The following is a 24,037-nucleotide window of genomic DNA, read 5'->3' on the forward strand; positions in this document are numbered from 1 at the left end:
TATAACCACCATCGGTAATCAACGCAACAGCATCGCGCTTGTACTCCTCGGTAAAGCTCCTGCGGGTGGAACCCATAAAAGTAGTCTCCTACACTCGGGAACCCGGACAAACCCAACCGTGTCCACTAAACCGGGGACGCTCCACTCGGAGCACGCTGCGGCTACGACCACCACCTCAAAGACGACCCCCACACCCGCTGGACCACCACCCAACCAACCCCCGGCACCTTCACCCACACCTCACCCACCGGCCGCACCTACACCACCCACCCAGAACCCCCACCCTTCTGATATGTAGGTTTTGTTGTCAAGGGGCATCCGCGCGGCGGATGAGACAAAGATGATTGCTGATCAGGCTGATGGTCGGCGAGACTATCCAAGCCATTGACACTCAAAAGCGGCTCAAGGGGCGCTTCCAACCTATTGGAACGGGTGTCGATTACTTCTTCTTCTGGATGAGTGTGAGGATCTGCCATGGCTTCCAGTCGGCGCCCAGCGGATATCGGGCCGATCTCAGAAGTGTTTCGATACGGTTTCAGTTCCGTCCCGAAGGCCCTGACCGCCCAGCCCGCGGTCGCTGTCATGCGAAGCTGAAGAGGCCGCCGCGCGAGCGCGGGACATTCTTTATCGAAGGACACAGCCATCAGGAACACCGTGAATGCCACTGTGCGCCGGTACAGCCACTGCCGGTGGGTGCCGTCGCGCGCGTGGTTGCGCCCGGGCGCGATTGCTGTTTGCGCTGTCTTGCTGCTCTCCGGCTGCAGTCATTCCGGTCCCCCCACTCCCGCGGATGCCACCATGCCGCCCTCGAGCAGCACTACGCCCACGTCAGCCGTAACGAGCGCCCCGCTGGAGACCACGCAGAGCTCAGCGAAAATTCCGGTGTACTGGTTGGGCCACAGCAACAGCGACGTCTTCTTGTACCGCGAATTCCTGCCTGTCAACGGCAATGGAGATCCCATTCAGGCCGCCCTGATGGCCATGACGAGCCAGAAGCCTTTGGACGGCGACTACTTCACGCCCTGGAAGAAGCCCTCGAAGCTGGGCGCTTCCATCTCCGCCAAAAACGTTATAACGGTGGACATCTCCGCCGACGCCTTCAGCAACGATGTTGACGAGGGAATTGCCCGGCGGGCCATCCAGCAGTTGGTTTACACCGCCACGGCGGCTGCCGCTAACGCCGGACTTATCGACGACAACTCCTCCATTCAGGTCGTCATCCTGGTGGACGGCCATACGGACTACGAAGCCTTTGGAAAGGTTCCTCTCAGTGGACCGCTGGTTCGTGAGGGCAGCTTCCTGGCTCCGGTCTGGGTGATTGATCCTCAGGAGGGGACGCGGCAGAACTCCCCGGTTAAGGTGGACGGCCGGGGCATCTCGGCCGACGGGCAACTGATGTGGCAGCTTCTCAAATCAGATGCCAAGGGCCACCAAAGCGTCTACCTTTCCGGCAGTACTGACATCAGTAGCGGAAGCGGCCAGTTGGGAGATTTCGGATTCACAGTGAAGCCGGTGCCGGGATCATATGAGCTGAAGGTGTACGCCGCGGATCCGGCTCATCCCATGGCGAAATCCGGAGTGGAAACCAAAAAGCTGGAAGTCAAGTAACGCTACCAGCGGCCCAGCTGTTCGCTCAGCAGGGCGACGGCGGCGGGACCGGCCGTGGAGGAGCGCAGCACATGTGGGCCGAGACGCACGGGCTTGGCTCCGGCGGTGCTAAACAACTTCATTTCACGGTCGCTGATTCCGCCCTCCGGCCCGACGATCATCAGCAGGTCGCAGCCACGCCCGCCAGAATCTGAACCGCCTGCCCTATCGGACCCATCTGCCGCGTCTGCGCCAGCACCGGATTGCGGCGCCGTGGCCCGCCAGGTTTCGATGACGGAGCGCAGAGGACTTTCTGCTTCCTCAGACAGCACCATGGCTAAAGGTGCCGAGGCGATCAGCCGTGCCAGCGCGGCCGAGTCGACGGCTTCCCCAACGGTAGGAATCCACGCCCGTCTGGCCTGCTTGGCCGCCGCCGTCACGGCGCCTCGCCACTTGGCCAACGATTTGGCGCTGCGTTCACCTTTCCAACGCACAATTGAGCGTTCGGCCTGCCAGGGGAGAACGGCGTCAACGCCCAGTTCGGTGGCCGTTTCGATGGCGAGCAGGTCCCGGTCCCCCTTGGCCAGAGCCTGCACCAGCACCAGTCGTTGGGCTGGCATCGGCTCGGTACAGATGCTGTCCACCCGCAGCTCCAGCTCCCCGGCGGCGGCGGCTGTCACAGTTCCTGACACCCGAAGCCCGCAGCCGTCAACGATGTCCAGTTTTTCCCCGGCGGTGAGCCGCTTGACGGTGCTGGCGTGGCGGCCTTCCGCGCCAGTTAAGGTAAACCCAGCGCCCGGCGTCAGGGCTGCCAGTTCTGCGGCAGCGGCAAAGAATATGGGCCTGGTCATGCGGATTCCTAGAGGTTCCCCAGCCTGTCCTTCAGCCTGGCGAACATTCCGCCGCTGCTGACGAGCCTGCCCTCGCGGAACTGCTCTCCGCGCAGTTGGGCCAATTGGCGCAGCAGCTCCTCCTGGGCGGGATCCAGTTTTGCCGGGGTCTCCACGTGAAGGTGCACCTTTAGGTCTCCGCGGCCGTAACCGCGCAGGTGTGTCACCCCCAGAGCCCTGAGGTTGACCACCTCGCCGGATTGTGTGCCCGCCTTGACGCTGATCGGCTGCTCGCCGTCGAACGTCTCCAGGGTCAGTTCGGTACCCAGAGCGGCGGCCGTCATGGGGACGCTGACCGTGGCGTGGAGATCATCTCCATCCCGCAGGAAGGCCGGATCGTTGTTGACCTTGATTTCCACGTAGAGATCGCCCGCGGGACCGCCCGCCGGTCCTGCCTCGCCCTGGCTGGCAAGCTGGATCCGGGTTCCAGTGCTGACGCCAGCGGGAACCTTGATGGTGATGGAACGGCGGCTGCGCACCCGACCCTCGCCCGAGCATTCCAGGCAGGGATCCGGAATTACGGTCCCCAGTCCCTGGCACGATCCGCACGTGGCCACGGTCATGACCTGGCCCAAAATGGAACGCACCGGACGCTGAATCTGCCCGCTGCCATGGCAAATGTCGCAGGTAGCCGGTGAGGTTCCCTCGCGGCAGCAGCTGCCCTTGCAGGTGGGACAGGTGACAGCGGTTTCGACCTCAATCTTCTTATTCACGCCGAAGACGGCCTCGCGCAGCTCGATCCGGACGTTGATCAGCGCGTCCTGCCCCCGGCGGGCGCGTGAGGCGGGGCCGGCCTGGCCACCGCCGCCGCCGCCGAAAAAGGTTTCAAAGATATCCTGGAAGGCGAAGCCGGAGCCGGCGTAGTTTCCGCCGAATCCGCTCTCGGTGCCGTTCTCATTGCCGGTGGTGTCGTAGACCCGGCGTTTCTGCGTATCCGAGAGAACCTCGTACGCATGCGTGACGTCTTTGAAGCGTTCCTGTGCGTCGTCGCCCTGATACACATCGGGGTGGTAGCGGCGGGCAAGCTTGCGGTACGCCTTCTTGATTTCCTCACCGGTAGCGTCGTGGGAAACACCCAGTACATCGTAGTGGTTGCTCAAAGTCTCTGACTCTTTCTTTTGTACGGCATCTGTTACGAGCGGGGGCAGCGGACTGCCGGCTCAGCCTTGACTGGCCAAAATTCGGGAAAGATAGCGGGCCACCGCCCGAACGGCAGCCATCGTGGTCGGATAGTCCATCCGGGTCGGGCCCAAGATACCGATCTTTGCGGACGAGTCCTGTCCGTAGACGGTGGCGACCACGGACGCTTCGGCCAGAGCGTCGTACGGATTCTCCCGGCCGATGCTCACGGATACGCCGCGGGCGTCCTGCGCCATTTCGGAGAGCAGCCGGAGCATCACCACCTGTTCCTCCAGAGCATCCAGGACCGGGCCGATACTAAGCGGAAAATCCACGTTGGAGCGGGCCAGGTTCGCTGTCCCTGCCAGGACAATGCGTTCCTCCCGTGCCGTGGCCGCCAGCTGGGCCAGTGCGGAGGCAATCTTATGGGCGGCCGGGCGCAGCGTCTGCGGCACCAGGGCGGGCACGGTTTCCAACACCTGCGGCAGTGATCCAATCACTGATCCCACGCAGCAGGCCAGGAACCGGCTGCGCAGCAGCGTCAGGGTGTCGTCGTCGAGCTGCTGGCCCACGTCGATCACGCGCTGTTCAACCTTACCGGTCGTCAAAATCAGCACAATCAGCACCTGGTGCGGCGTCAAAGACACGAATTCAACGTGCCGCACTGTGGCCGACTGCAGCTTGGGGTACTGTACGACGGCGACTTGGTTGGTCAGCTGCGACAGCGTCCGTACTGTGCGGTCCAGGACGTCGTCAATGTCATTTGAGCCTTCCAGCAGGGAGGCGATGGCACGGCGTTCGGGTGCTGACAACGGCTTGACTGCCGAGATCTGGTCCACGAACAACCGATAGCCCTTGTCGGTGGGGATCCTGCCGGCGCTGGTATGCGGGGCGGTGATCAGACCTTCCTCCTCCAGCACGGCCATGTCGTTGCGGATGGTGGCGCTGGAAACACCGAGATGGTGGCGGTCCACGAGCGCTTTGGAGCCCACCGGTTCACGCGAATGGACGTAGTCTTCGACGATGGCACGCAGAACCTCGAGTTTGCGCGGTTCGCTCATCAATACACCTCCCACGGTCCCAACAGTTCTCTGGCGCGCGGCCCGCCCCAAACGTCGCCGGTGCAGGCGTTAGCACTCTCCGTACCCAAGTGCTAAGTCTAATACCTTCGGCCGCTGACCTCCTGCAGCCTTGCTAGCATGGGATCTTCCGTGCCCGAGGAGGCCAGATGATGTATGACCAGTGGGGCCCGCAAGACCTTTCCGCCCCCGTAGCGTCCAGGCTGCCCGAAGTGCCGGCAGACCTGGGCCTGGTCCTGGAGGACGTCCAAAGCGGCTGGGTGGGCGCTGTGGTGCGGGTGGAAAAGTCCGGCGGCATGCACATCCTTGCGCTCGAAGACCGACGCGGCAGGACCAAATCCTTTCAACTGGGCTTCGGCTTCCTGCTGGACGGGCGCCCGGTGAAAATTGTGGCACCTGGCTCCACCAAACCCGGCAGCCCGGCTCCAACGCTGCGAACCGCCTCCGGCTCTGTGAAGGTGGCCGGCCAGCGGGCCCAGGTTGCACGCGCCAGCCGCATCTGGGTTGAAGGCAAGCACGACGCCGAACTGGTCGAGAAGGTCTGGGGGGATGACCTCCGGGTGGAGGGCATCGTCGTCGAACCGCTGCACGGCATCGACGACCTGGCCGCAGCCGTACGGGACTTTGCACCGGGGCCCGGCCGCCGGCTCGGTGTCCTGGTGGACCATCTGGTTCCCAACTCAAAGGAATCCAGGATCGCCGCAGACGTGTTGCGGCAGCCTGGCTCCCGCAATAATGTGCTGATTGTAGGGCATCCCTATGTGGACGTCTGGCAAGCCATACGGCCTGCCGTCCTGGGGATCCCGGCGTGGCCCAGCGTGCCGCGGAACATTGAGTGGAAGGTGGGCATCCTTACATCCTTCGGTTGGCCGCACACCACTGCCACCGATATTGCGATGGGCTGGAAAAGGCTCCTGGGCAAGGTCGGCAGCTACGCGGACCTTGAGCCGACACTGTTGGGACGGGTCGAGGAAGTAATTGACTTCCTCACTGTTCCCGTATCCTAGAAGGGGACCGCTAATGGCGGTTCTGTCATCGGAGAGAGCCGGTACCGGCGCAGCGTAGAGGACAGCAGCAGTGGTCAACAGTGCCCGCGGGAACGACGCGGATCGAGCCCAGGAACCCCGGGAGCCTGTGCAGTATCAGGGGGTCCCGGCAAATGCGCCGCCCCTGACCGCCAGCGAGGATCGGCAATGGGCATTCATGGCGCATTGTGGCGGCATCCTCGGATTCGTGCCCGCACTTGTCATCTACATCGTTTTCCGCGACCGCGGCCCGTTCACGGCCCAGGAATCCAAGGAAGCTCTCAACTTCACCCTGCCGCCAACCATCCTTGCGGCACTGGCCAACATTCTGGCCCTCGCGGTCCCCTCCGAAGGCAGCCTCTTTGCCATCCTCGCCGTGGCACTTTGGATCTTCCTGACCGTCTATTCGGTCGTCGCCGCCATCGCGGTCAACCGCGGCCGGCCGTACCGGTACCTGCTGAATCTGCGCCTGATCCGCTGACCAGCGGGCGATCCGCCGCCGGCTCAGTCCGGCAAAAGGTCCCGAACCACCGTGTCGGCCAGCAGCCGTCCCCGCAGCGTCAGTATCAGCCGTCCGGCGAAGGCCTGAGCCGGTTCAATAAGTTCCCCAGCTATCAGCTGTGCCACGGCGCGGCGTGGCGCCGGGCCCAGGGTGTCCAGCGCCAGGCCATCGGACAGCCGGGCGGCGAGCATAATGCGCTCAACGTCGCGGGTGGCCTCGTCCAATGTTTCCCGGCCGGCGGCCGGCGACTGCCCCTGGGACAATCTGTTGGCATAGGCCGTCGGGTGTTTGACGTTCCACCAGCGCACGCCGCCTACGTGTGAATGAGCCCCCGGCCCGACTCCCCACCAATCGCTGCCCCGCCAATAGGCGAGATTGTGCCGGCAGGCATCCTCCGGACTGCGGGCCCAGTTGCTGACTTCGTACCAGGACAATCCGGCGGCGGCGAAGAGTCCGTCGGCCAACGCATATTTGCTGGCGTGGTCGTCGTCGTCGATGGGTGGCACCTGACCGCGGCGGATCTGGGCGGCTAGTTTGGTGCCTTCTTCAACAATCAGAGCGTAGGCGGAAATATGGTCCGGCTCATACCCCAGAGCGGTTCTGACGGAGAGTTCCCAATCCGCTTCCGACTCCCCCGGCGTGCCGTAGATCAGGTCAACACTGACCTTCAGACCGGCCTCGCGTGCCCACTCAATCGCCTGCGGCACGCGGCTGGGCTCGTGTGTTCGGTCCAGCACCTTAAGGACGTGCGGCACTGCCGACTGCATCCCAAAGGAGACCCGGGTAAAGCCACCGTCTGCCAGCTCCCGCAAGGACGACCGGCTCACCGAATCCGGGTTCGCCTCGGTGGTCACCTCTGCGTCGTTCTTCAGACCCCAGACGCCGGCGGCGGACTGCAGCACTGTGACCAAGTCGGACGCCGGCAGCAGGGTAGGGGTGCCACCGCCAAAGAAGACGGTGTCCAGTTCGCGGGCGGGCAGCCCCGATTGCTCCAGCACACGGGCGGCAAAATTGACTTCCGTGGTGGCCGTTGCAGCATATGCATCCTGGGAGGCACCGCCGCCGAGCTCGGTGGCGGTGTAGGTGTTGAAGTCGCAGTAGCCGCAGCGCACTGCGCAGAAGGGGATGTGCACGTACAGGCCGAATCCGCGCCCGGCGGCGCCATGGCGCGCCTGCTTCGGCAGAACGCCGTCGGCCGGGGCAGGATCCCCCAGCGGCAGGACGCTAGGCATGCAGCGTCCGCCCGCCGGCCCGTTCCGCTGCCATGCACACTGGCAGGAAACTCATTTCTTGGACTTGTCCTTGGAATCATCGGAGGACAGGGCAGCAATGAATGCCTCCTGCGGCACCTCCACGCGGCCCACCATCTTCATGCGCTTCTTGCCCTCCTTCTGCTTTTCGAGCAACTTGCGCTTCCGGGTGATGTCACCGCCGTAGCACTTGGCCAGCACATCCTTGCGGATGGCACGGATGCTCTCCCGGGCAATGATGCGCGCCCCGATAGCGGCCTGAATCGGCACCTCGAACTGCTGGCGGGGAATGAGTTCGCGCAGCTTGCCCGTCATCATCACCCCATACGCATACGCTTTATCCCGATGGGTAATCGCGCTGAAGGCGTCCACCTGTTCGCCCTGGAGCAGGATGTCCACCTTGACCAAATCAGCGACCTGATCGCCGTCGGCCTTCCAATCCAGCGAGCCATACCCGCGGGTCTTGGACTTGAGCAGGTCGAAGAAGTCGAAGACGATCTCGGCGAGCGGCAGACGATAGCGGATTTCCACCCGGTCCTCGGACAGGTAATCCATGCCACCCATCACGCCTCGGCGCTGCTGGCAAAGTTCCATGATGGCACCAACGAACTCATTGGGAGCCAGGATGGTGGCAGCCACCATGGGCTCACGCACCTCAGCAATCTTGCCGCTGGGATACTCGCTGGGATTGGTGACCTCAATAACCTTCCGGTCCTCCAGGGTCACCTCGTACTCAACGTTGGGCGCGGTGGAGATCAGGTCCAGTTTGTACTCGCGTTCCAGCCGCTCCCGGGTAATCTCCAGGTGCAGCAGCCCGAGGAACCCGACCCGGAAGCCGAATCCCAGCGCGGCCGACGTTTCTGGTTCGTAGACCAGCGCGGCATCGTTGAGAGTGAACTTATCCAGCGCGTCCCGGAGCACCGGATAGTCGGCGCCGTCGAGCGGATACAGACCGGAAAACACCATCGGTTTGGGATCTTCGTAACCGCCCAATGATTCGGTGGCGGGCTTGTTCAAGGTGGTGACAGTGTCGCCCACCTTCGACTGGCGGACGTCCTTGACACCGGTGATCAGGTACCCCACTTCGCCGACACCGAGACCCTTGCACGGTGTGGGCTCCGGCGAGCTGACACCGATCTCCAGAAGCTCATGCGTGGCGCGGGTGGACATCATCTGGATACGTTCACGCGGTTTGAGGTTTCCATCCACGACCCGCACATAGGTGACCACGCCGCGGTAGGTGTCATAAACGGAGTCGAAAATCATCGCGCGGGCCGGGGCGTCCGGATTCCCCACCGGCGCCGGCAGATCGCGGACAATCTTATCCAGCAGTGCTTCCACGCCGATCCCGGTCTTGCCCGACACCAGCAGCACATCCTCGGCCTTGCCGCCGATCAGGTTGGCCAACTCCAGGGCATACTTTTCCGGCTGGGCCGCCGGCAGGTCGATCTTGTTCAGCACCGGGATGATGGTGAGGTTGTGCTCCATCGCCAAGTACAGGTTCGCCAGCGTCTGGGCTTCAATGCCCTGCGCCGCATCGACCAGTAGAATGGCGCCCTCGCAGGCGGCCAGCGACCGCGACACTTCGTAGGTGAAGTCGACGTGCCCGGGAGTGTCGATCATATTCAGGCAGTATGCGGTGCCATCCACTTCCCAAGGCACGCGCACGGCTTGGGATTTGATCGTAATGCCGCGTTCGCGCTCAATGTCCATGCGGTCCAGGTACTGGGCCTTCATGTCCCGCTGCTGGACGGCTCCGGTCAACTGCAGCATCCGGTCCGCCAGGGTGGACTTCCCATGGTCGATATGGGCGATGATGCAGAAGTTCCGAATGATCGCCGGATCGGTCGCGGCGGGCACCGGGGCGGTGCGGGCCATGGGTGACACGCGCTTCCTTACTGTTGTACGAATGGTCGACGGCGGTCCAGCCCCCGCGCGCAAACACACCGCGCTGCCGAATCGCAAGCGTTAACAGTCTCCCACGCCGCGCGCCGCAGCGGCGCATTGAGCCGCGAGTCCACCGGACTGCCGCCTTCCCGCAGGCTTCGGTGGTCTGTACGGTGGTCTGTCCGGTGACCGCTGGTAGACCCGTTGCCCGGCGTTTGACTGATTCCAGTTCGGAGCGGGCGGTCCCGTGTTCTGACAGTGCGCAGGCCGCGATCTGCTACTCTTGGTAGCTGTGTGTCCGTGCAGGTCGGCGGGCACTACAGGTCAGCCGGACGTTCACCTTATTCGAGCATCCCCACGCCGCTGTCAATGGCTGGCCTACGCCCTCTACGACCGAAGTCCGCTTTAAAAAGAGAGTTCAAACGTGGCTAATATCAAGTCCCAGAAGAAGCGCATTCTCACCAATGAGAAGGCGCGTCAGCGCAACAACTCCATGAAGTCCGAGTTGAAGACCGCCATCCGCGCCGTAAATACAGCCGTGGAGACTTCCGATAAGGAAGCTGCGACGGTGGCTATGGTTAGCGCCAGCCGCAAGCTGGACAAGGCCGTTGGCAAGGGAATCATCCACGCCAACAATGCGGCCAACCGTAAGTCGGCCATCTCCAAGAAGGTTAACGCCCTCTAGGAACGCCTGCTCCGCGTCCAGCGGGGTCACAAAGTATCACCGCAGCAAAGTATCAGACCAACAGCGACCGACGCTTGGCGCCGGTCGCTGTTGGTGTGTTCGGGCTCATTCGGCCTGGATAATCCATGCGGGCTGGATCAGCGCCGTGACGTCGCTATGACTGTCACTGCCCGCTCCACTGCATAAATCGGATCCCTGGCGGCCCCTTTGACCTGGGCATCAGCCTCGGCCAGCACCTGGATGGCCCGCACCAGCGCCGCGGAATCCCAGCCCCGGATGTCCCGCTTCGCCTGATCCACCTGCCAGCCCTGTAATCCGAGTTCCTTGGCAATTTGCGCGGAACTTCCACGCGCCGAATACACCTTGGCGAGCGTGCGTACCTTCATCGCCAGCGCTGCGACGAGGGGTACCGGATCAACCCCGGTTGCCAGGGCATGCCGGAGTGAGGACAGTGCCACCGGCCCATTTCCGGCCAGCGCCGCATCAGCCACTTTGAAGGCGGTTGCCTCCACCCGGCCGCCGTAATATTTGTCCACCAACTCATGCGTCACCGTGGCCGAACCCCCAGCGGCCGGAACGTCGGCGATCAATTGACTGCATGCCGCCGCAAGCTCGGCCAAGCTGGCGCCCACGGCTGCAACCAAAGTCCGTACGGCCATTGGATCAATCCGCCGCCCGGCCTGCCGAAATTCCGCAGCTACAAAGTCGGCTTTGTCAGCATCCTTTTTCAACGGTTGGCACTCCACATAGGTTGATCCACCCGTCTTGAGCGCGTCGAGCAGTTTTTTCCCGCGGACTCCCCCGCCGTGGTGAAAGACGGCTACCACATCGGGGTCCGGTGCACGGACATAATCGAGTCCATCGACGAGGAAATCGTCACTCATGCTGGCCAGACCGGAGACTTCGATCAGTTTTGCCTCGCCGAAGAGCGAAGGACTGGCAGCCATTGCAAGCTGACCGGCCACATAATGAGAGGCGTCCAGCCGGGTGACTTCAAGGTCGGGGCTTTGCAGCCGCAAAGTTTTGCGAAGTCCTGCCAGCGCGCGTGCAGCGAGATACTCTTCCGTTCCCTGGACCAGAACCAGGCTTGCGGGCTGGACGTCGCGCCAATTGGACGTTCGGACATTGGCATTGCCTGCCCCTGCTCCTGGGCGGGCATTAGAGGATGCAGCCGGGGTCATCGGCTGGTCAATTCAGTAATTCGGATCACGCACCTAGCGTCCCACGTGGCGCCGACATTCCCAAGCGCGTTGGTGCTCCCCAGCAGCCCTCAGAGGACCAACATTGTCTCGCCAAGGGTGCCAATCGACCGTGGGTTCAGATCAGGCCGGTTTGACTCAGGACCCACACTGTCACCCCTGTGACAGCTGCCGCGCCTGCGGCGACGGCTGGCAGACCCACTGCAGCCTGCCAGCGCGCCGGAAGGCGTCCCCGGGCGGCAGCCGCCATTGTGGCAACGCGCCCGAGGTTGAGAAGAGTCCACAGCGTTGCCACGGTGAGGACGCACAGAAATGACATCAGGGCAACACCCACTGCGCCGGCTGGCCAGGGAATCGCCGCGCCGGGCAAGCCGGAGAAGAACCTGGCAGCTAATGCCACCCATTCGGCTCCCAGACCGGCTGTGGCCACGAACGCCGGCGCGGCCCATGGTATTAACAGCAGTGTCGGCAGGCCCAGAGTGCCGGCGGCGGTCACCAAGGCCACGACCGGTGCTGCGGCGATATTTGCCGGTAGTGAATAAACGGTCAACTGCGGCTGGAGCAGCACGATGACCGGGGCACAGAAGAGTTGGGCCGATAAAGGCACCGCCACCGCCTGGGCAATCCACTGCGGCAGGCAGGTGCTCAACCATCGTGCGCACGGTTTTCCGAGCAGTACCAAACCCAGCATGGCCAGGACGGAGAGAATGAAGGCGAAGCTGCCTGATAGCCAGGGATCTACGGTCAAGAGCACCACGATGGTGACGGCCAGTAAGGCGGGGATGCGTCTCGGCCTTCCCGAGAGCAGGGCGAACAACCCAATCAGCCCCATCAAGGCTGCCCTGAGCACGCTTGGGTCCGGTCCCACCAACGCCACGAAGCCCGTCAGCCCCGCTGCGGCTCCGGCCGCGGCCAGCCAGCGCGGCATCCGAAGACTTCGGGTCGCGAACAGCAAGCCAGCCAGTATCAGAGTGCAATTTGCGCCGCTGACCGCGGTCAAGTGCGTTAGGCCCACCCGTTTCATGGCAGTGTCCAGATCTGACGTAATCGAGGTTCGGTCCCCCACCGTCATCCCAGGCAACAGCCCGGCTGCGTCCGGCCACAGCCATGCGCAGGCCAGCCGCCAGCGTGATCTGAGCTCGGCAGTCCATTGCGCCCAGCCAAAATCTACGGGCAGAATTCGCGGGGCGCCGCCGGCGAGGAACAGCGCTGCAGCGTCCTGTCCCGCACGTCCCGGAACAAGTCTGCCCGCGGTGGCGACCCTGTTGCCGGTCTTCACTTTGGCCCAGTCGTAACGACCGAGCAGGACAACGGGGGTATTGGCACCAAACCTTTGGCCCTTGGCTGTGGCCTCGGTCACCACAGCGTTTAGAGAGAGACGGGCACCGTTGCCGAAAGCCGGAGGCCCGGTAGCGGCCGCCCGCGGCTCGCCTGTGACCGTCAGCGTGGCGGTCACCGTGCCAGATTCGGCAATGACCGCTCCGATGGGGCCCTTGGTCCGGCTATCGCCCTTAAACCCCGCGGCCAGCAGCACTCCACCGATGCAAAGAAGCGTCAGAGCCAGCGCCGACCAGGCCGAGTGACGCGCGGTTTTTCGATATCTTCGTCCTTCGGCTGGAACTGCGGGGACTCCGGGGGCCGAGGAGGTTGCGGCCGGGACTTCGGGGGTGGGAGCTGCGGCGATCGAGTGCGTAGATGCGTGCGCCGTGCTGGCGGCGAGGCCGAGCACGCTTCCGACTGCAATTATTGCCATACCGGCGCTCAAAGCAGGCCCGGTTCCTACCCGGATCCCTATCCACGCAGCCGCCCAGCCGCCGATGGCCGCCGGTACAAGGCGCACGTCAAGCCGGGCTCTGCGCGCATCCCATGCGACGGCCTGGGGCCGGATCCGGCGGCGGGTTCTGGCGGCTACCTGCTCGACCACGCGGCTCCAAGATTGGCCAGCCAATGCGGCGAGGATCTCTGCTGTGGGGAGCATCGGGCGAGTGACGTCAGTTGCCTGGCCGCTTTCAGCAGTGTCCCGGCGATCGGAACGGGCCCTGGTGCGGTTCGCGCGGCCCCGAGCTTGATGGTTGGATTGTGGACCGGCCGTACCGCCGCCGGCGGGACGGACAGCACAGGTGGCCGCTTCGGTATACCTAAGTCGATCCCGGCTCGTCATCTAAATCGTTACCAAGGGCAGAAGCGACTCGAGCATTTTCGGTCCAACCCCGTCGACGGAGTCGAGCTCCTGCGCCGAACTGAACCTTCCATGGTCCAGTCGCCATTGGACAATCCGCTGCGCAAGGACCGGTCCCACCCTGGGCAGGGTCTGGAGTTCCTCCGCGGTGGAAGTGTTCAGGTTGATTTTTGCTCCAGCCGTTCCGGGCACCGGGAGAATTTTGGCGGCTGATCCACCACCGGAGCCCGGCTGTTGGGTCGCTGCCTGCGGTCCACTGCCTGGCGCGGCGGCTGCTGGTATCAGCTGAGCTGCGACCTGGTCCCGGGTGGGAACGATGACCTGTTCGCCATCCTGAAGCGGGGCGGCCAGGTTCACCGCTTCCAAAGCGGCCTCCGGCAGGCTCCCACCGGCTCTGTCGATAGCCTGATAGAGCCGGCTGCCAGCAGGCAGACTGAAGATTCCCGGTCGCTTGACGGCGCCGGCGATATATACCACGAACGTCCCCGCCGTCGTGGAGGGCGCCGGAGACTCCGCGGGTTTCGTGGCTGCGGGGCTGGGGACGGAATTCGTTTCGAGCGGCGGCACGGTCACCTTCGGTGACACCACCGCAGCCACGCTCTGCACGGGGAATCGTTGGCTGGCGGCCTGTAGCCACAGCACTGCCACAGCGCTGAGCAGCATGGCCAAGGCTACGATGACAGCACCGGAGGCCACCCGCCAGCGGATTGTGCGCCGTTTCGGAGGGTCGTCGCCAGCTCCTGGGCTTCGGTCCCGACCGCTGTCGTCCTCTACTGCCGTGCCACCTGGCGGGGCGCTGACTTGTGCCGGTGCCGTGCCGCCGGCCGGCGTCACGGCACCCGCAGTGGCGCCGGTTTGGGCGATGTACCGTGACGGTGTTAAGCCATCTGCCGGGGCGGTGGCGCTTGTATTGTCACCTGTCTCGACGGTGTCCGGTGTCTCGGCTGTGTCCGCTGTTGCCCTGTTGTGCTCGGCGGCGTCTTCGCCGTGCACAACGGCGCTTCCGGAGGTGGCGCCCGGACCTACGGTTGCCGGCCTCCCGTTCTGAAGGGCAGGAAGAAGCCCTACCGTCGGGGAGCGGGACAGACCGGTCCCGGCATGCCGGCCCGGTGGGCGGACTCCGGTCCGGCCAGGTGGCTGCAGCAGTTCAGCGAGGCGGGACGGATGCCCGTCCACCCCCGGTGCCCCCCGCTGCCTGCTCTCCCTAGCCATGATTTCCACCGTAGGGAGCCAGATGGACACCCGGCAGCGCGGCGTACGGCTATGTGAGGCCGGGCCGGGAATCCGGGGGCTGTGCAGGAGAACTGTGCGTTCCGCGCCGGCGCTTCCAACGCACGCCGCCGCCGCTTCCAACGCACCCCGCCGCCGCCGCTGCTGCGAAGGATCTCAGCCGCGCTGCGCCGGATCCTCACCAACGATGACTGCCAGGACACCCAGCCCGGCGTGGGCTGCAAGCACGGCCGGCAAGGGTGTGATCAGCACCTCTGGCGCCTTCGCTGCGGCTCCTGCAGCGGACACCGCGGGAATTCCCGCAGCCGGGCCAACGGGATCGCCGGCAATTACTCCGCCAGCGGCCTCCGCGCCAGCCGCCGCTGCGGCTTGTTCGAGGCCGGAAACGAGCCGCGCGCATAAGGCCTCAGCCGCAGGCTCATTGCCGAAATGGTGCACAGCGAGCTTCGCCGCACCGACCGGGCGCCCGGCGATGTCCTGACGAACCAGCTCCTCCAGCCGGGCGATCGCCCGAACCTCGGTGCGAATCCGTTCGAGCGGAACCACCTGGCCATCACGAACGGACAGGATCGGTTTAATCGAAAACACAGTTCCCAGCCAGGAAGCCGCCGTCCCAATACGTCCGCCGCGGCGCAGCTGGTCAAGGCTCGGAACGTAAAAGTAGATCCTGGCGGCATCCGTCTGCTGCCGAACGGCCGCGGCTACCTCCCTCAGATCGGATCCGGCCGCGGCGGCCAGCAACGCGGCCTGGACGCCAAAGCCTTGGGCCATCCCCACGGTCCTGGTGTCGATGACCTCGACCGGGAAATCGACAGTGGCCGCGGCCAGCTGCGCGGATTCGACGGTTCCGGACAGCGCGCCGGAGAGGTGGATGGAAACCGCCCCCGCGAAGCCGTCCGCCTTGGCAGCGCGGTAGGCCCTTTCGAACTGGCCCGGCGAGGGCCGGGATGTGCGGACGGGCTGACCCGCCGCGAGTGCCAAGCCAATGGACGCCGCAACGTCATCGGCTCCTTCACCGAAAATGTCCGGCCCCACCATCACCGGCATCGGCACGATAGCCAACCGGCCGTCGTCGGGCAGGTCAAGCCCCCACGCCGGCGGCAGCGCCGCAGCCGAGTCCGTGATTACAGCGACCGACGGCAGGTGTTCGACGGCGGCTGCTTCCGGCCGGAGCTTAGCCAGCCGTTCGCGCAGCCAGCTGACGGCGGCAGCTTCGCGTTCAGCCATGTGCGCGCTCCTTATGCCGAAAGCCGGTCATGCCGAAAAGCTGGAATTACGAGGCCGGGACGATGTTCACCAGATTTGGCGCACGGACAATCACGGTCCGCACGCCGCGCCCAGCCAGGAACCGCTGCACAGGCTCGGAAGCCAACGCCAGCTCGCGCAGCTCCGATTCCGCGATGTCCGGGGAAACGGTGAGCCGATCGCGGACCTTGCCCTGGACCTGGACCACGGCTGTTACGGTGGCCTGCACCAGCAGCGCCTGATCAACCTCCGGCCACCCTGCAGCGGCAACAGATGGCTCATGCCCCAGCGCCAGCCACATGTCCTCGGCGGTGTACGGCGCGAAGAGGCTCAGCACCACGGCGACCGCTTCGACGGCCTCGCGCACGGCAGGGTCCGCCCCGCCGGCGCCGCTGTCAATATCCTTGCGTGTGGCGTTGACCAGTTCCATCAGCCGTGCCACCACCACATTGAACTTGTGATGTTCCACCAGCTCAGTGGCATCAGCCACCATCCGGTGCGTGGCGGACCGCAGGACAGAGTTCCCCTCGGCTGGGTCCGTGCCGGGAGCACTGACCACATCCTGGGCCAGCCGCCAGGCGCGCGCCAAGAACTTTGATGAGCCGGAAGGGGACACGTCGGCCCAATCCAGATCGTCCTCGGGCGGCCCGGCAAACACCATAGTCAGCCGGATGGCGTCCACGCCGAATTTGTCCAGCTGCTGGCCCAGATCCACGCCGTTGCCCAGCGATTTGCTCATCGCTTTGCCGCCGTTGAGTACCTGACCCTGATTCAACAGGGCCCGAAACGGCTCATCCGCTGTGATCATGCCCATGTCGTGGATGACTTTGGTGAAGAACCGGGCATAGAGCAGGTGCAGGATTGCGTGCTCGACGCCACCGACATACTGGCCTACCGGCATCCACTCGTTGACCTTGGCCGGGTCGAATGGACCGTCTGTGTACTCGGGGGAGGTGAAGCGCAGGAAGTACCAGGACGAATCGACGAAGGTGTCCATCGTGTCGGTGTCGCGTTTCGCGCTGCCGCCGCACCTCGGGCAGGGGACGTTGACCCAAGCCTCAACGGCCGCCAGCGGGGAGGTTCCCTTGGGCGACAGATCCTCGCCGCGCAGATCCGCCGGCAGGGTAACCGGCAGCTGGTCATCCGGAACCGGCACCTCACCGCAGTCCGCGCAGTGGATGATCGGAATCGGAGTCCCCCAGAAACGCTGACGGCTCAGCAGCCAGTCACGCAGCCGAAAGTTCACGAATTTCTCCCCGGTGCCCTGGCGTTCCAGCTGGCCGACGGCGGCAGCAATGGCTTCCGCTTTGGGCATGCCGTCCAGTTCGCCGGAGTTCACCAGCACGCCGTCGCCGGTGGTGGCAACGCCCGAGTCGGCCGGATCGTCCGCCCCGGTGTCCAGCACCACGCGCACCGGCAGACCGAAGGCCCGGGCGAAGTCCAGATCCCGCTGGTCATGGGCGGGAACGGCCATTATCGCGCCCGTTCCGTAGTCGGCCAGCACGTAGTCCGCCGCCCAGACCGGCAGTTTTTCGCCGTTGAGCGGGTTCACGGCATAGCGGCCGGTGAAGACGCCGGTCTTTTCCCGCTCGGTGGACTGCCGCTCGATCTCGCTCAGTGCCTTGACCTTCTCGCGGTAGGCAGTGAGGGCGGCGGCATGTTCGGGCGTCACCAGATCCTCGGCCAGAGGCGCGTCGGCGGCGACCACGAAGAACGTGGCCCCATACAGGGTGTCCGGGCGGGTGGTGAAGACCGGAACCTCATGCGCCGGCAGACCGCCGTCGGCCTCGATCACAAAACGGACGTGCGCGCCCTCGGAGCGGCCGATCCAGTTGCGCTGCATGGCCAGCACGCGCTCGGGCCAGTGGCCCTCCAACTCGTCCATGTCATCCAGCAGCCGGTCCGCGTAATCGGTGATCTTGAAGTACCACTGGTTCAGCGATTTCTTGGTCACCAGCGTGCCGCAGCGTTCGCAGGCGCCGTTGACGACCTGCTCGTTGGCGAGCACCGTCTGGTCCTTCGGGCACCAGTTGACCGGGGAGTCCTTCCGGTAGGCCAGACCGCGTTCGTAGAAACGCTTGAACAGCCACTGCGTCCAGCGGTAGTACCCTTGGTCCGAGGTGTGCAGCCGGCGGGACCAGTCCGCGGAGATGGCGTAGCGGCGGAAGGACGCCGCCTGGGTTTCGATGTTGGCGTAGGTCCACTCGCTGGGGTGTGCGTTGCGCTTGATTGCTGCGTTTTCCGCCGGCAGGCCGAAGGAGTCCCAGCCAATCGGGTGCAGGACGTCGAACCCGCGCTGGCGCCAATACCGTGCCACCACGTCGCCCATCGCAAACGCCTCGGCGTGACCCATGTGCAGATCCCCGGAGGGATAAGGGAACATGTCCAGCACATAGCGCCGTTCCCGGGAACCGTCATCGACCGGAGTGAAGACCTTCAGCTCATCCCAGACGGCCGGCCACTTCGCCTCCATGGCAGCGAAGTTGGAGCTGCTGCCGTCCTGCTGGGACGGTTGCACCTGGTCCATTTGCCCGGTCTGCGACTGCACGCTCACTGGTCCTGCCTTTTCACTTTTCATTGTCATCTTTCCCATCGAATTCTTCCCGGACACACAAAAGCCCCTCGACAAGGCAAGGGGCTAACCGCGCGGCAACGATTCCATCAAACAGGACCCGCAGTGCCGAGCGGCTATCCAAGAAGGAGAAGGAAGTACATAGCAACACTTTAGCGCATGGGACGCACACGACGGCGGTGCGCCGTCCGAACGTGGGCCGGGCCTGGTTACGCCGCTGAAGCAGCGTCCCGATCCGGAACCCGGGCTCGACGCCGAGATGCGTCGGCTTTCGAGCGCGACGTGAACGAGGGTGCCGTAGTCGTCTTCCATCTCCAGGACGCCGCCGCGGAGGATTCACATGCGGAACATCGACGAATTTCCCAAAGAATGAGACGATCCGGGAACTGAGCACATTAGTAGATGAATAGATCGTTCGGACGCCTCGATGGGGATGGTATGGAATCAAATGCTGACGCGGAGATTTCATCCGACAGCGCGGCTGATGGATGTCTGCTTAGACGAATCGGCAAGGGTGACAAACCGGCGTTCGGGATGGTCTACGAGAAGTACGTCCGTGCGGTGGCATGGACTGCGAGGAGCATGCTGGGTTCCATTGATCTCGCTGAAGATGTCACGCAGACAACGTTTCTGGTTTTGTGGCAGGAATCAAAGCGCATCACTCTGGTTGGTGAGTCCCTGCTGCCGTGGCTGCTGGGTACATGCAGGATGCAGTGCCGCAATCTCCGCGTAAAGGAGCGACGACGAACACATCAACAGCTGGACAACGATGCCGATATCTCCGCTGCGGGGTTCTCCACAGAAGATTTGGTTATTCAACAGGCGACAGTCATGGGACTGGAGTCCCACATTGAAAGCCTCAAAGACATCGACCGGCAAATTTACCGGCTATGCCTTCGGCAGGAACTCAGCTACGAGGCCGCGGCCAACTCTCTGGGCATCAGCCACGCGGCAGTCCGCAATCGCCTTTCCAGACTCAAGAAGAACCTGCGTCAATTCCTGTCGGCCCAGGAATCAAAGGAGACCTCATGAGCACCAATCGACCGGCGGTCTGGCCAACGGAAACAGACATCGACCGGATGCGCGCCGCAACACTCGATCGCGTGAGTCAGCACCAGCAGCGAATCCGTCGACATCGCATTGCCGGAACCACCGCCGTCGCAGTGATGGTGATCGGTTCCGCCTCCGCCGCCATCTATATCCCGACCACGCAGCGCCCCGCAGACTCGTCGACCTACTGCTACTCCGAGCAATCCCTGGATTCCGCATCCATCCAGGCAACGAATCCTGATGGCTCTGCGAACCAGGACAGAACCGGACGCAAGGCTATGACGTGGTGCGGCCTGAATTGGGCCACGGGAGAACTGCCGGCCGTGAAAGGAAGCCATTCGGCAGCTAGTCAGCATTCCGAGCTTTCGGTCCCCCCACTGGGTGTCTGTGTCCGGCCCGACAACGTCCTGGGTGTTTTCCCCCTCACCACGACAAGCGGCCAGCTTCTGACAAATGCTCAACTGTGCCGGGACCTCAACCTTCGCCGTGCCAACTCGAATGAAACGGGCGACGGTGTTCCCCGAAAGGACGGTAAGTAAACGTGAACGCTCGGTCAACGCGGAGCCGGATGGCTTACAAGGCAGCTACGGCCGTGATTGCTGTCGCAGCGGCAGCCGGTATTGCAGGCTGCGCGAGTGTCCCTGCTGTCCCGCCGCCTTCAGCAGCCCCGGCCATGATTACCGGAGCTGGCATCGGCGTCAGCTGGGCGACTGGATACTACAACCTGCACGATCTCAAGGCTCATAGTACGATCGCCGTGCAGGGAAGATTCACACGCCTAGTCGGGCAGAACTCCCTTAAAACAATTCCCCTCACGGATTTCGAATTTACTGTTGATCAGGTTCTGCATGACCCGGGAAACCTTGTGAACACGGGCGCCAAGCTCACGGTTCGCCAAACCGGCGGCACGGTGAACGGCGTAGTGCAACAAACTTCGGACGACCCACTTTTTCAGATCTCCGAGAGGAATGTGCTGTTCCTGAAACAGGCCTCTCCAGGGCTCTTCTACGTCATTGGCGGTCCGACCGGCCGTTTCGAGATCACGAACGGAACCGTTGCTGCCTTCGCCTCCAACGGCGCGTCATTCACCGGCTCCCCTGCCGACTTTGCCGCCGCCGTGAAAAACTCGTAAGCCCTCGCCACCCGCAACCACTCAAATCCTTGGCGGCCTGGCTTCGGAGAGTCCTTTCCCGATCTAGACTCCTGGCATGGGCAATCACCTCCAAAGCGTCTTCCTCAACGGCACAGTTGGTTCCGGCAAGAGCGCCACTGCCGAAGCCCTGCACCAATTGCTCATTGACGACGGCATAAGTAACGCCGTCATCGATCTGGATGAATTGCGGCGCAGCTGGCCAGTTCCCGCTGCAGACCGGTTCAACCATGAACTCGAGCTCCGCAATCTTCAGGCTGTTGCTAAAAACTACCGCGAGGTTGGGGTGCGGCGATTCATTTTGGCCGGTGTCCTTGAAGAACCCGCCGAGGTGGGCCGCTACGTGGCGGCACTGAGTGGCGGGGAACTGACAGTGGTCCGGCTGGATCCGCCCATCACGACTATTCAGGACCGGCTCCGGAACCGGCACGAGGCCGGAAGCGCGGAATTATCCTGGCACCTGCACCGCAGCGTGGAGCTCAACCGGATCCTGGACGCAGCACGCCTTGATACTTACGTGGTGCCGGTCGGCGAGGGAGGCCCGCAGGACGTGGCCTTTTCGGTTCGCGCACTGCTGGGCTGGTAGAGGACTGAGCCGCTACTTGACGTCCTCGTCCACCCAGTCCATCGACTTGGTCACCGCCTTCTTCCACAGCCGGAGCTGCCGGTCCCGCTCCTCGGCGTCCATCCGTGGTTCCCAGCGCTTGTCCTCGGTCCAATTGCCGGCCAACTGGTCCAAGTCCGACCAGAACTCCACAGCCAAGCCGGCGGCGTAAGCCGCGCCCAGCGCCGTGGTTTCAATCACTCGGGGACGGATCACAGGGACGCCCAGGATGTCGGCCTGGAACTGCATCAGCGCATCGTTGGCGACCATGCCGCCGTCGACCTTGAGCTCGGTCAGCGGCACGCCAGTGTCTGCGTTCACCGCTTCCAGCACGTCGCAAGTCTGGAAGGCCGTTGCCTCCAGCGCCGCCCGGGCAATATGGCCCTTCGTGACATAGCGGGTCAGACCCACCAAGGCCCCGCGGGCATCGGGGCGCCAGTGCGGGGCGAAGAGACCGGAGAAGGCCGGAACGAAGTACGCGCCGCCGTTGTCCGGCACGGATGCCGCCAGGGTTTCCACCTCCGGCGCCGAATTGATCATGCCCAGATTGTCGCGCAGCCATTGGATCAGCGAACCGGTGACAGCAATTGAGCCTTCCAGGGCGTAATGCGCTGGTGCCTCACCCAGCTTGTAGCCCACGGTGGTGAGCAGGCCGTTGGCGGAGCGGACAATCTCTTTCCCGGTATTGACGATCAGGAAGCAGCCGGTGCCATAGGTGTTCTTCGCCTCGCCGGTGCCAAACGCCGCCTGGCCGAAGGTGGCCGCCTGCTGATCGCCGAGGATTCCCGCGACCGGAACCTCGCGCAGCAGCTGGGAGGTGTGCACCGTCCCGTAGACCTCCGAGGAGGATTTGATCTCGGGCATCATGGAGCGCGGCACGGTGAAGGCCGCGAGGATGTCTTCATTCCAGGTCAAAGTTCTAAGGTCCATGAACAGGGTGCGTGAGGCGTTGGTGACATCGGTGATGTGCACTCCGCCGTCGGTGCCACCGGTCAGATTCCAGGTGATCCAGCTGTCCGTGGTGCCGAAGAGCAGGTCCCCCGCCTCGGCCCGCTCCCGGACGCCGTCCACATTGTCCAGGATCCACTTGAGCTTGGTGCCGGAGAAGTAGGTGGCCAGCGGCAAGCCCACCTTGTCCTTAAACCTGTCGACACCGCCCGATGCCGCCAGCTCGTCGACGATGGACTGGGTCCGGGTGTCCTGCCAAACGATGGCGTTACAGACCGGTCGGCCGGTTTTCCGGTCCCAGACTACGGTCGTCTCGCGCTGGTTGGTCAGGCCGACGGCGGCAATATCGTGCCGGGTCAGGTTCGCCTTGGACAGGGCAGTGGCCACCACCTCGCGCACGTTGTCCCAGAGTTCGACGGCGTCGTGCTCCACCCAGCCGGCTCGCGGGAGGATCTGCCGGTGCTCCTTCTGGCCGGAGGACACGATGTCCCCGCCGTGGTCGAAGATGATGGCACGGTTGCTGGTGGTTCCCTGGTCAATGGCGATGATGAACTGCGACATAGGTGGACCTTTCCGCTGGGCGTGGCACGTAGGCCTATGCTATCCGGCGCAAGGTCCGGTCCTCCGGCGAGGCGGCCCGGCGTATGGCGGGCCGGGCGGGCGCAGTCTGGCGTATGGCGGGCCGGGCGGGCGCAGTCTGGCGTATGGCGGGCCGGGCATCTGACGAGGTGGAATGCAGGGAAAGTGGGGGCATTTTCGGTAGAGTCGTAATCATCCGGCGGGCGGTGGGACACAACAGGCAAGGACACATACTTCGGTGAGCGATATCGCAGTTCAGCTGGGCACGCGGACCAGCCGGCACACGCTGATGCTTCGCGGGACCGAAGTTCATTACTGGGACTATGCGCCCGTGGAACCTGCCGGCTCAGGCAAAGCCACCGACACCGACACCGGCCCGGCTGTCGGAATCGCCGCTGACCTGGCTGCCGGAATCGGCGCTGACACCTCCCCTACCGTCTGCACCCCCACCGCCACGGCCACGGCCACTACCATCCTCGTGGTTCACGGCTTCCGCGGGGACCATCATGGTCTCGAGCGACTGGTGGAGGCGCTGCCGCAGTTTCGCTTCATCATGCCGGACCTGCCCGGATTCGGTAGCTCCGCCGCTGTGGCCGCGGGCGAACATGACGTGGAGCAGTACAGCCGCTTTGTGGACGAACTGCTGGCGGCCCTGGAACTGGGCCCGGAGACGGTGCTGCTGGGGCATTCATTCGGCTCGATCGTGGCCAGCCATTTCACCGCCGGACACCTCGGGCGTGTCAGCAGCCTGATCCTGATCAATCCCATTGCGGCTCCGGCCCTTGCGGGGCCCAATGCGGTGCTTTCAAAATTGGCGGCATTCTATTATCTGTCCGCCGCGAAGCTTCCCGCGGCAATGGGGAACGCGCTGCTGCGCAACGCCCTCATTGTCCGCCTGATGAGCATCACGATGGCCAAGACCAAGGACAAGGCGCTGCTGGAATTCATTCATGGCCAGCACTCGGCCTACTTCAGCATTTTTGCCAACCGGGACATGCTCCTGCAGGCCTTCCGCGCCTCGATTAGCGGCAACGTCCGCCAGTTTGCGTTCCGTTTGGGGCTGCCCGTCCTGCTGGTGGCCGGGGCAGAGGACGAGATTGCCCCGCTCCCCGATCAGCACAGGCTGATGGAAGTTCTTCCGGACGCCGAACTGAGTGTGATACCCCGAGTGGGCCATCTGATCCATTACGAGACTCCGAAGCCTGCCGCCGCTGCCATCAGCGATTTCCTGAAGAGGCATCCCCATTCCTGAAACAG

General features: G+C 64.0%; 20 protein-coding genes. 9 read left to right on the forward strand and 11 right to left on the reverse strand.

From position 1 onward, the window contains the following. Positions 1 to 798 precede the first annotated feature (798 nt). Positions 799 to 1,608, forward strand: coding sequence for a GerMN domain-containing protein (locus IV498_RS05770; protein WP_269045614.1), 810 nt, complete (start codon positions 799 to 801; stop codon positions 1,606 to 1,608). 2 nt (positions 1,609 to 1,610) lie between these two features. On the opposite strand, the gene IV498_RS05775 is transcribed toward IV498_RS05770, so the two are convergent. The 3 genes from IV498_RS05775 to hrcA are packed head-to-tail and all read right to left on the reverse strand — an operon-like array spanning position 1,611 to position 4,657. Further along, positions 1,611 to 2,438: a 16S rRNA (uracil(1498)-N(3))-methyltransferase gene (locus tag IV498_RS05775; RefSeq protein ID WP_269045615.1), complete on the reverse strand. Its 828-nt coding sequence runs from the start codon at positions 2,436 to 2,438 to the stop codon at positions 1,611 to 1,613. An 8-nt stretch (positions 2,439 to 2,446) separates the two neighbouring features. After that, positions 2,447 to 3,577, reverse strand: a complete 1,131-nt coding sequence (dnaJ, locus tag IV498_RS05780; protein ID WP_269045616.1) for a molecular chaperone DnaJ — start codon at positions 3,575 to 3,577, stop codon at positions 2,447 to 2,449. 60 nt (positions 3,578 to 3,637) lie between these two features. Continuing rightward, positions 3,638 to 4,657: a heat-inducible transcriptional repressor HrcA gene (hrcA, locus tag IV498_RS05785; RefSeq protein ID WP_269045617.1), complete on the reverse strand. Its 1,020-nt coding sequence runs from the start codon at positions 4,655 to 4,657 to the stop codon at positions 3,638 to 3,640. A gap of 167 nt (positions 4,658 to 4,824) precedes the next feature. Here hrcA and IV498_RS05790 point away from each other — a divergent pair, with 167 nt between their 5' ends. After that, positions 4,825 to 5,682, forward strand: coding sequence for a DUF3097 domain-containing protein (locus IV498_RS05790; RefSeq protein ID WP_269045618.1), 858 nt, complete (start codon positions 4,825 to 4,827; stop codon positions 5,680 to 5,682). A gap of 70 nt (positions 5,683 to 5,752) precedes the next feature. Next, complete coding sequence (locus IV498_RS05795; protein WP_269045619.1) at positions 5,753 to 6,181, forward strand: DUF4870 domain-containing protein; 429 nt, start codon at positions 5,753 to 5,755, stop codon at positions 6,179 to 6,181. A 23-nt stretch (positions 6,182 to 6,204) separates the two neighbouring features. Here IV498_RS05795 and hemW read toward each other — a convergent pair whose 3' ends face one another. Then, positions 6,205 to 7,434, reverse strand: coding sequence for a radical SAM family heme chaperone HemW (hemW, locus tag IV498_RS05800; protein WP_269045620.1), 1,230 nt, complete (start codon positions 7,432 to 7,434; stop codon positions 6,205 to 6,207). 51 nt (positions 7,435 to 7,485) lie between these two features. Further along, positions 7,486 to 9,339, reverse strand: coding sequence for a translation elongation factor 4 (gene lepA / locus IV498_RS05805; RefSeq protein WP_269045621.1), 1,854 nt, complete (start codon positions 9,337 to 9,339; stop codon positions 7,486 to 7,488). A 424-nt stretch (positions 9,340 to 9,763) separates the two neighbouring features. Here lepA and rpsT point away from each other — a divergent pair, with 424 nt between their 5' ends. Then, the gene (gene rpsT, locus IV498_RS05810; RefSeq protein ID WP_269045622.1) at positions 9,764 to 10,024 is read left to right on the forward strand and encodes a 30S ribosomal protein S20; all 261 of its coding nucleotides are present in this window, start codon (positions 9,764 to 9,766) and stop codon (positions 10,022 to 10,024) included. A gap of 137 nt (positions 10,025 to 10,161) precedes the next feature. Here rpsT and holA read toward each other — a convergent pair whose 3' ends face one another. The 5 genes from holA to leuS all read right to left on the reverse strand — a co-directional run bounded on the left by holA (position 10,162) and on the right by leuS (position 18,431). After that, positions 10,162 to 11,205 carry a DNA polymerase III subunit delta gene (holA, locus tag IV498_RS05815; protein ID WP_269045623.1) on the reverse strand — a complete coding sequence of 348 codons (1,044 nt, stop codon included), beginning with the start codon at positions 11,203 to 11,205 and terminating at the stop codon, positions 10,162 to 10,164. 136 nt (positions 11,206 to 11,341) lie between these two features. Further along, positions 11,342 to 12,976, reverse strand: coding sequence for a ComEC/Rec2 family competence protein (locus IV498_RS05820; RefSeq protein WP_269045624.1), 1,635 nt, complete (start codon positions 12,974 to 12,976; stop codon positions 11,342 to 11,344). Between the two features lie 408 nt (positions 12,977 to 13,384). Then, positions 13,385 to 14,614 (reverse strand): helix-hairpin-helix domain-containing protein, encoded by a 1,230-nt coding sequence (locus IV498_RS05825; RefSeq protein ID WP_269045625.1) that lies wholly within the window; start codon positions 14,612 to 14,614, stop codon positions 13,385 to 13,387. Between the two features lie 174 nt (positions 14,615 to 14,788). After that, the gene (locus tag IV498_RS05830) at positions 14,789 to 15,859 is read right to left on the reverse strand and encodes a DegV family protein (protein WP_269045626.1); all 1,071 of its coding nucleotides are present in this window, start codon (positions 15,857 to 15,859) and stop codon (positions 14,789 to 14,791) included. A gap of 46 nt (positions 15,860 to 15,905) precedes the next feature. Further along, positions 15,906 to 18,431 carry a leucine--tRNA ligase gene (leuS, locus tag IV498_RS05835; protein WP_442951300.1) on the reverse strand — a complete coding sequence of 842 codons (2,526 nt, stop codon included), beginning with the start codon at positions 18,429 to 18,431 and terminating at the stop codon, positions 15,906 to 15,908. Between the two features lie 456 nt (positions 18,432 to 18,887). On the opposite strand from leuS, the gene IV498_RS05840 reads away from it, so the two are divergent. The 4 genes from IV498_RS05840 (at position 18,888) to IV498_RS05855 (ending at position 21,235) form a co-directional block, all read left to right on the forward strand. Next, positions 18,888 to 19,481: an RNA polymerase sigma factor gene (locus IV498_RS05840; RefSeq protein WP_269045627.1), complete on the forward strand. Its 594-nt coding sequence runs from the start codon at positions 18,888 to 18,890 to the stop codon at positions 19,479 to 19,481. Further along, positions 19,478 to 20,038 (forward strand): hypothetical protein, encoded by a 561-nt coding sequence (locus IV498_RS05845; protein WP_269045628.1) that lies wholly within the window; start codon positions 19,478 to 19,480, stop codon positions 20,036 to 20,038. The genes IV498_RS05840 and IV498_RS05845 overlap by 4 nt, the downstream gene beginning before the upstream one ends. Before the next feature lie 134 nt (positions 20,039 to 20,172). Then, on the forward strand, positions 20,173 to 20,631 hold the full coding sequence (locus IV498_RS05850; RefSeq protein ID WP_269045629.1) for a hypothetical protein: 459 nt from the start codon (positions 20,173 to 20,175) through the stop codon (positions 20,629 to 20,631). Positions 20,632 to 20,707: 76 nt separating this feature from the next. Further along, positions 20,708 to 21,235 carry an adenylyl-sulfate kinase gene (locus IV498_RS05855; RefSeq protein ID WP_269045630.1) on the forward strand — a complete coding sequence of 176 codons (528 nt, stop codon included), beginning with the start codon at positions 20,708 to 20,710 and terminating at the stop codon, positions 21,233 to 21,235. Positions 21,236 to 21,247: 12 nt separating this feature from the next. Here the strand turns inward: IV498_RS05855 and glpK are convergent, their stop codons facing one another. Continuing rightward, positions 21,248 to 22,762, reverse strand: coding sequence for a glycerol kinase GlpK (glpK, locus tag IV498_RS05860; RefSeq protein ID WP_269045631.1), 1,515 nt, complete (start codon positions 22,760 to 22,762; stop codon positions 21,248 to 21,250). Positions 22,763 to 23,018: 256 nt separating this feature from the next. Between glpK and IV498_RS05865 the strand changes: the two genes are divergently transcribed. Continuing rightward, complete coding sequence (locus IV498_RS05865) at positions 23,019 to 24,032, forward strand: alpha/beta fold hydrolase (RefSeq protein WP_269045632.1); 1,014 nt, start codon at positions 23,019 to 23,021, stop codon at positions 24,030 to 24,032. Positions 24,033 to 24,037: the final 5 nt, after the last annotated feature.

Source organism: Paenarthrobacter sp. Z7-10 (assembly GCF_026932795.1).
Classification (GTDB): domain Bacteria; phylum Actinomycetota; class Actinomycetes; order Actinomycetales; family Micrococcaceae; genus Arthrobacter_M.